Consider the following 7,397-nt stretch of genomic DNA (forward strand, 5'->3'; position numbering starts at 1 on the left):
TCTTCCCAAATATACCATTTTTTGATTTTTTACTTGCAACGTTTTCGTATTTTTGATTAAGAAATTAATCGGATGAAAATAACTTTTTTAGGTACAGGTGCTTCTCAAGGAATCCCAATGTTGCTGTCGGATGAGCCTGTAAATCACTCAACAGATTCTAAAGACAAAAGAACGCGATCTTCTGTGTTAATTCAATGGAATAATTTTTCGGTTTTGGTAGATTGTGGAGGAGATTTTAGATACCAAATGTTGGCCAACAATGTACAACATATTGATGCTATTTTGTTTACTCATGAGCATTCAGATCACATAGCAGGTTTGGATGATATCCGTCCTTTTTGTTACAAAATAGGACCCATGCCAATTTACGGAATGAAAAGAGTGATAGATGTATTGTCCGAACGCTATCAATATATTTTTGAGATAGAAAATAGGTATCCAGGAGCGGCAGCTGTAAATCCTTTTGTGGTTAATGAATATCCGTTTGAACTAGGGGGAAAGAAAATTATTCCTATAAAAGTAAACCATGGAAATTTACCTATTTTAGGATATAGAATTGATAATTTTGCTTACTTAACAGATGTAAAAACTATTCCTGAGACAGAGTTTGCAAAATTGCAGAATTTAGAAGTTTTGGTCATTAGTGCTCTAAGAATAGAACCACATCCTACACATTTAAATTTAAAGGAAGCCATAGCGATGACTGAAAAAATTAGTCCAGAAAAAGCTTATTTTATGCACATAAGTCACAGATTAGGTTTTCATGAAGAAGTTAGTAAATCATTACCAAATAATATTTATTTATCGTATGATGGATTGAGTTTTGATGTAGGCTGATTTTTATATAAAAGCTGATGTTTTAAGAAATTCAAATGATTATTTTTATGAAGGTAATTAAATAATCAACTTTTTAAACTAGACAAATATGAATAAAGTAGTTCTTATCATCTTATCATTTTTTATTCCTCCATTAGCAGTGTATTTAAAAAGGGGATCCGTAGACAAGCATTTATTTATTAATATAGTTTTATGCTTGTTGGTTTGGGTTCCGGCAATATTACATTCTTTATGGGTTGTAACTCAAAAAGTAATTTTAAACAAAAAAGAGAGCTACTAAGACTCTCTTTTTTGTTTTACAAACGTTCTTCAATCCAGTTCTTAAAATCGTAAAAATTGTTTGGATGCACCCCGTGGCCCACAGGATATTCATTGTATTCGTAATCAATTCCTAAACTAGTCAATAATTCAGGACCTTTTTTAGCCCATTCCACAGGAATTACTTGATCTACAGTTCCGTGAGAAACAAAGTAATCAATATTGTTTTTCTTTGGTTCAGAGATTAAAAAATCAGAGTTAAAATAACCACTAAGTGCAATCACATGCTGAATTTTTTCAGGAAAAGTAAATGAAAAAGCATAGCTTAAAATGGCTCCTTGACTAAAACCCGTAAAAAAGATATTATTGGTGTCTACGTTGTACTTTTCAATAATCTCATCCAAGAAAGTATTCAATTTCTGAACTGATGCTTTTCCTTCTACAGGGTCAGAAAATTTGTTTTCATCTGCATCAAACGTAATACTATACCAAGCATAACCCCCAAAAGGAAGCGGAGTAGGAGCTTGTACACTTACTACTAAGGCTTGTTCTGGCAATTCAGAAGCAAAAGAGAATAAATCATTCATATTGCTTCCGTACCCGTGAATTAATAAAATCAAAGGTGCTTTGTTAGAGGCGATTTTAGGCTCTCTAACTATGTATTCTAAAGATAAATCTGTCATAATGTTGATTAAGCAAGTGTTAAAATACCATTGTTGTAAGTACCATAAACTTTTCCTTGGGTAGACTTTCCTAGGTAAGCACTGTTTTTAGAAGTTGATAAGATAGCATCTTCTGTAAAAGTACCAGTTCCTTTTGTAGAGAATAAACTTAAGTTGGCTTTATTTCCTGTTTTGATGTAGGAAGGTTTTAAGCCAAATACCTGCAAAGGTCGATCTACAATTGTAGAAATTAACGTTTCTAAGCCCAATACTGGTAACAGACTTACAAACAAACTTTCCAAACCAATACTTCCGTCTTTAGCATGTGCAAATTCAATTTTCTTATGCTCTATGTCAATAGGGTCATGGTCAGAGGTCACAAAATCAATCGTTCCGTCTTTAACACCATCTACCAAAGCATTTACATCTTGCTGAGTTCGTAAAGGAGGTAATACTTTGTAATTGGCATCAAAAGCAGATAGTTCTTGATCTGTTAAGGTTAAATGGTCTGCACTTACGCTACATGTAACTTGTAGGCCTTCTTCTTTTGCTTTTCTAATTAAGGCTACAGATTTTGTTGTGCTTATGGTGGGTATGTGTAGTTTTCCTCCTGTATATTCTAATAAAAATAGGTCTCTGCTTATTTGTAATTCTTCAGCCAATGCAGGAATCCCTTTCAATCCTAATTGCGTACTATTTATACCTTCGTTTACTACACCTTCTCCAGCAATTTTTTCATTATGTGGATAACTCATCACCAACCCATTAAAGCTTTGGGTGTATTGAAGTGCAATTTTAATTAAGTTATCATTTCTGATGCCTTTTTTATAATCGTTAAAAGCAATAGCACCTGCTTGTTGCATGTCATACAATTCTGCAATCTCTAGTCCTAAACTTTCTTTGGTTAAACTTCCTATAGGGTGAATGTTTACAGGGCTTGTAATACTTTGATTTTTTAAAAAGTGTACCAGTGATTTAGAGTCTATAAGAGGAGAACAGTTAGAGTTTAGAGCTACTTGAGTAAAGCCACTTTTGGCTGCTACTAGCAATCCGTTGGCAATAGTTTCTCTATCTTCATATCCAGGTTCTCCAAAGCTTACACTAGCATCAAACCATCCGTTAGATATGGTTAAGTTGTCTAATGTAATTTCTTGAAAATTATCAGGGCAAACAATCGAACTAGCAATTTGTTGAATGATGCCATTCTCAATCAATACATCTTGTGTTTGATTGTGAAAATCACTTTGTGGATCAAATATAGTAGCAGATTTTAATAAAACATTCATACCGAAACTGAGGTGAATAAAATTAGAAATAAAGGAATAGGAAAATAAACATTTGGGCTCCAATGAGCTGCAAGAGAAAAAGTCGCAAAAAAGGGTTTAGCGTTTTTTATCATTGTTTAAAAAGTTGGTCAAAGATACGTAAAGAAAATCAATTGCAATACTTTTCTAAAATCCCTTTAGCGTATTTACTAGCTATTTTTTGGGTGAATTTTGGGAAATCTATAGGGGCATTATCGTTGGCTTTGTCAGAGATAATTCGAATTACTTGATACGGAGTTTCATACGCTTCACAAACTTGTGCAACGGCTGCACCTTCCATTTCTACGCAAGACAAATTTGGTAACTGATTTTTTAATTGATTTTGTGTTTGTACATCGCTTATAAACTGATCTCCACTAGCAATTAACCCCATTACAACAGTGGGCAATTTGATGTTAAATTCCTTTGCTTCTTCTTTAGATATATGTGTAAAATATGAGGCTTGAAATGCTGCAATACAGTCTTGAAGTAACTTGTTTTTAGGAGGAGTAAAACTACTTTTTCCGATAAGAGGTATTTCGTGTTTTTTAAATAAAGGACTGGCATCCATATCGTGTTGTACTAAGCTGTTCGCCAATACCAAATCGCCAATAGCTAAAGTAGGATCTATAGCACCAGCAACTCCTGTAAAAATAATTTCTTTGGGGTTAAAATGTGCTATTAGTTGAGTTGTAGTTATTGCTGCTGCTACTTTTCCCCAATTAGAAAAAACCAAAACAACTTCTTGTTTATTTAATTTTCCTTGGTAGTATGTTCTTTGTCCTAAAACTAGTTTTTTTTGATCTGTAACGATGGTTAATAAAGCAGCCAATTCATCTTGCATGGCACTAATAATTCCAATCATAATTTTTAGTTTTAATGTGTTTGGCTACTAACTTTTTGTTTTATAAAACAAGATTTCCGTCTTTTAGAACCAATTTTCTGTCGGCCATATTGGCTAAGGTTTCATTATGTGTTACAATAACAAAAGTTTGACGAAACTCATCCCTTAGTTTAAAAAATAGTTGATGTAAATTGTCGGCACTTTGAGTGTCTAGGTTTCCGCTGGGTTCATCTGCAAATACAATAGCGGGTTGGTTAATCAAAGCACGGGCAACAGCTACACGTTGTTGTTCTCCTCCTGATAGTTGACTAGGTTTGTTGTGTGCTTTGTTTTTAATTCCTAAAAAACTTAACAACTCTAAGGCTCTTTTTTGTACTTCTGCCTTTTTTTTATTGGCTATATATGCAGGAATGCAAATATTTTCTAGGGCAGTAAACTCTGGCAATAGTTGGTGGAATTGAAATACAAAACCAATGTGTTGATTTCTAAAAGCTGCTAATTTTTTGTCTTTAAGACCAATAGGGGAAATGTTGTTAATTTTTAGAGAAACCTCAGGAATCAAATCAGGTATATCTAAGGTGCTAATAATCTGTAACAAAGTTGTTTTTCCTGCACCCGAAGGCCCAACAATTGCTACGACTTCTCCTTGTTTTATATGTAAATCAATTCCTTTAAGAACTTTGTGGTTAGAAAAGGTTTTTTGTATGTTTTTTGCAACAATCATAGACTAAAAAATAGTGAAACGAAAATACTAAAAAAGATAGGAAATCGACTTTTTTGTTAAATACTTATCATTTTTAAATATTGTTAGTGGTAATTCCTATTTTTGAAACCATCAAAATTTTTAAGACTCAGTTATGAATTTACACGAATACCAAGGAAAAGAAATTTTAAAAAGCTTTGGCGTAAAAGTACCTATGGAAATTGTAGCTAGCACTCCCGAAGAAGCTTTGGAAGCAGCTCAAAAAATTAACGCAGAAAAAGGATGTACTATTTTTGCGGTAAAAGCACAAATCCATGCAGGAGGACGTGGAAAAGGAGGGGGTGTAAAAATTGCCAAGTCTATAGAGGAGGTAAAAACGTATGCAGATCAAATTTTAGGAATGATGTTGGTTACTCCACAAACTTCTGCAGAAGGAAAAGAGGTACATCAAGTATTGATTTCTGAAAATGTATACTACGAAGGACCTTCTAAGCCAGAAGAATATTATATGTCTGTTTTGCTAAACAGAGCTACTGGAAAAAATATGATTATGTACTCTCCTGAAGGAGGAATGGATATTGAAGAAGTAGCCGAAAAAACACCAGAATTAATCTTTACAGAAGAAATAGATCCTGCTACAGGAATTTTACCGTTCCAAGCACGTAAAATTGCTTTCAATTTAGGATTGTCTGGAGCTGCATTTAAAGATATGACCAAGTTTGCTATGGCATTGTACAAAGCATACGAAGGATCAGATTCTTCTTTGTTTGAAATCAATCCAGTATTTAAAACAGCAGACGATCAAATATTAGCTGTAGATGCTAAGGTATCTTTAGATGAAAATGCTTTGTATCGCCATAAAGATTACGTTGCTTACAGAGATATTAGAGAAGAGCATCCAACAGAAGTTGAAGCAAAAGAAGCAGGATTGAACTATGTTGCTTTGGATGGAAACGTAGGATGTATGGTAAACGGAGCAGGATTGGCTATGGGAACTATGGATTTGATAAAACAAGCAGGAGGAGACCCAGCTAACTTTTTGGACGTAGGAGGTACTGCGGATGCAAAACGTGTAGAGACAGCGTTTAGAATTATCTTAAAAGACCCAAAGGTAAAAGCTATTTTAGTAAACATTTTTGGAGGTATTGTACGTTGCGACCGTGTAGCACAAGGAGTAGTTGATGCTTATAAAAACATGGGTGATAGCATAAACGTACCTATTATAGTTCGTTTGCAAGGAACCAATGCTGTAGAAGCAAAAGAATTGATTGATGCACAAGAAGGCTTGGATGTAATTTCTGCAACCGAGTTCCAAGAAGCTGCTGAAAAAGTACAAGAAGTATTGGCATAAGCCACTAAAAAAGATACAGCACTTATAATTCCTCTTTCTTTACCTAAAGAAAGAGGAATTTTTTTATTGTATTATTTATAAATACACTTTACAAATTATAAGAAAACGTATTTTGACTTGATACAGCACCTTTTGAATCCTTTGATGCAGTTGTCGTTTTTATTTGATACTTTTTCAGAAGATTCACCAATACATGTATCCTTATGCGTAAATTCTTCGTTCCAGTCATCGGGGCTTTTTTGATGCTAAGTACCGCCAATGCTCAAAGTAATGTTCCTACATCAACCTATGTTGCATTGCCAGACTTTTGTCCCACCCCTGATGCTTATGATATTGCACCCGATGGAAGCCTTACGTTGTCTTGTCCTAATTTTGCAGAAAAGAATATTCCGGGAGCTATTGTAAAAATTACAGCAAACAAAAAGGTAAAACTTTTAACCACCCTTGCAGGGATTAACAACAAAGGAAAAGGTACCCCTATGGGAATAGCTTACGGAGCAGATGGTGGTTTGTACGTATGTGCAAACCAAGGAAAAAACAGAGGTAGGATTTTAAAGCTAACCTTTAAAAACGATGTGTTGGTTAAGACCGAAGTTGTTGCAAAAGGTTTGCAAGCCCCCAATGGAATTCGGTATTATAAAGGAGTGCTATACGTTACCCAACCTAAGTTAGATAAGCTAAGTACAAAGGGAAAGAACGTAGGAGGACTGTATAGGTTTTTAAGTACCGATAGAGAGGTGTTGGTGCAAAACGATAAGAGCGATACGCAATTAATTTTTTCGGTTGCTACACAAAACCCTAACAGACCGTTTGGTTTGGATGGTTTGGCACTAAACAGCAAAGGAGTTTTGTTTGTAGGTGATTTTGGAGATGCTATTATTTATAAGCTAACACAAGATGGCAACGGAGCTGTAACGCAACATAGTGTATATGTAGATTTACCCGATACTGTAGGAGCAGACGGAATCTTTTTTGATGCCAACGATAACCTTTACGTGGCAGGACTGCTTAGCAATCAGGTTGTAAGAGTAGCAGCAGACCGAACAGTTAAGGTGTTGGCTAAGTTTGATGATAATGATGGAAGTAATGGACAGATAGATCAGCCTTCTGATTTGATTGTTTACAAAGGCAAATTAATTATTTCTAATTTCGATTTGATGACAGGTCCAGGCATTATTAATACCAAACACAGCAAACCGTACACATTAACCCAGCTTGATTTGCCATAGACTATAATTAACCATGCTGGATAGCATTGTACATGGTTAAAAGCTATACGTAATTGTAAATTGCTTGTTTTTACTTAAATACAAATACTTTATTGGGAGTGTTGGAGTTTTTTGAGAAGTAAAAACTATATATAGATGTTGGTTTTAGGTATGTTTAGAGGTTGAGTAGCTTTTGTTTAGGGTGTTTTTTGTGTTTTTACAATGTTTTT

Annotated in this window: 8 protein-coding genes; 4 read left to right on the forward strand and 4 right to left on the reverse strand. The window is 34.4% G+C overall.

Translation table 11 applies throughout. The annotated features are described in order from the left end of the window. Positions 1–72: 72 nt before the first annotated feature. Together FS85_RS0104695 and FS85_RS17010 are read left to right on the forward strand one after the other, a co-directional pair. A complete protein-coding gene (locus FS85_RS0104695; RefSeq protein ID WP_010134922.1) occupies positions 73–837 on the forward strand; it encodes an MBL fold metallo-hydrolase in 765 nt (254 codons plus the stop codon). Positions 838–925: 88 nt separating this feature from the next. Further along, the gene (locus tag FS85_RS17010) at positions 926–1,117 is read left to right on the forward strand and encodes a YqaE/Pmp3 family membrane protein (RefSeq protein ID WP_010134924.1); all 192 of its coding nucleotides are present in this window, start codon (positions 926–928) and stop codon (positions 1,115–1,117) included. 16 nt (positions 1,118–1,133) lie between these two features. Here the strand turns inward: FS85_RS17010 and FS85_RS0104700 are convergent, their stop codons facing one another. The 4 genes from FS85_RS0104700 to FS85_RS0104715 all read right to left on the reverse strand — a co-directional run bounded on the left by FS85_RS0104700 (position 1,134) and on the right by FS85_RS0104715 (position 4,629). Beyond that, positions 1,134–1,778, reverse strand: coding sequence for an alpha/beta hydrolase (locus tag FS85_RS0104700; RefSeq protein ID WP_010134926.1), 645 nt, complete (start codon positions 1,776–1,778; stop codon positions 1,134–1,136). Between the two features lie 8 nt (positions 1,779–1,786). Then, a complete protein-coding gene (locus FS85_RS0104705) occupies positions 1,787–3,043 on the reverse strand; it encodes a dihydroorotase (protein WP_010134927.1) in 1,257 nt (418 codons plus the stop codon). Positions 3,044–3,191: 148 nt separating this feature from the next. Continuing rightward, positions 3,192–3,926, reverse strand: a complete 735-nt coding sequence (locus tag FS85_RS0104710; protein WP_010134928.1) for a 5'-methylthioadenosine/adenosylhomocysteine nucleosidase — start codon at positions 3,924–3,926, stop codon at positions 3,192–3,194. A 40-nt stretch (positions 3,927–3,966) separates the two neighbouring features. Beyond that, the gene (locus FS85_RS0104715; protein WP_010134929.1) at positions 3,967–4,629 is read right to left on the reverse strand and encodes an ABC transporter ATP-binding protein; all 663 of its coding nucleotides are present in this window, start codon (positions 4,627–4,629) and stop codon (positions 3,967–3,969) included. A gap of 133 nt (positions 4,630–4,762) precedes the next feature. Between FS85_RS0104715 and sucC the strand changes: the two genes are divergently transcribed. Both sucC and FS85_RS0104725 read left to right on the forward strand, forming a co-directional pair. Beyond that, the gene (gene sucC, locus FS85_RS0104720) at positions 4,763–5,959 is read left to right on the forward strand and encodes an ADP-forming succinate--CoA ligase subunit beta (RefSeq protein WP_010134930.1); all 1,197 of its coding nucleotides are present in this window, start codon (positions 4,763–4,765) and stop codon (positions 5,957–5,959) included. Between the two features lie 203 nt (positions 5,960–6,162). After that, on the forward strand, positions 6,163–7,188 hold the full coding sequence (locus FS85_RS0104725) for an SMP-30/gluconolactonase/LRE family protein (protein ID WP_033194570.1): 1,026 nt from the start codon (positions 6,163–6,165) through the stop codon (positions 7,186–7,188). Positions 7,189–7,397 lie beyond the last annotated feature (209 nt).

Origin of the sequence: Ochrovirga pacifica, from assembly GCF_000220525.1 — a bacterium.
Taxonomy (GTDB): Bacteria; Bacteroidota; Bacteroidia; order Flavobacteriales; family Flavobacteriaceae; genus Ochrovirga; species Ochrovirga pacifica.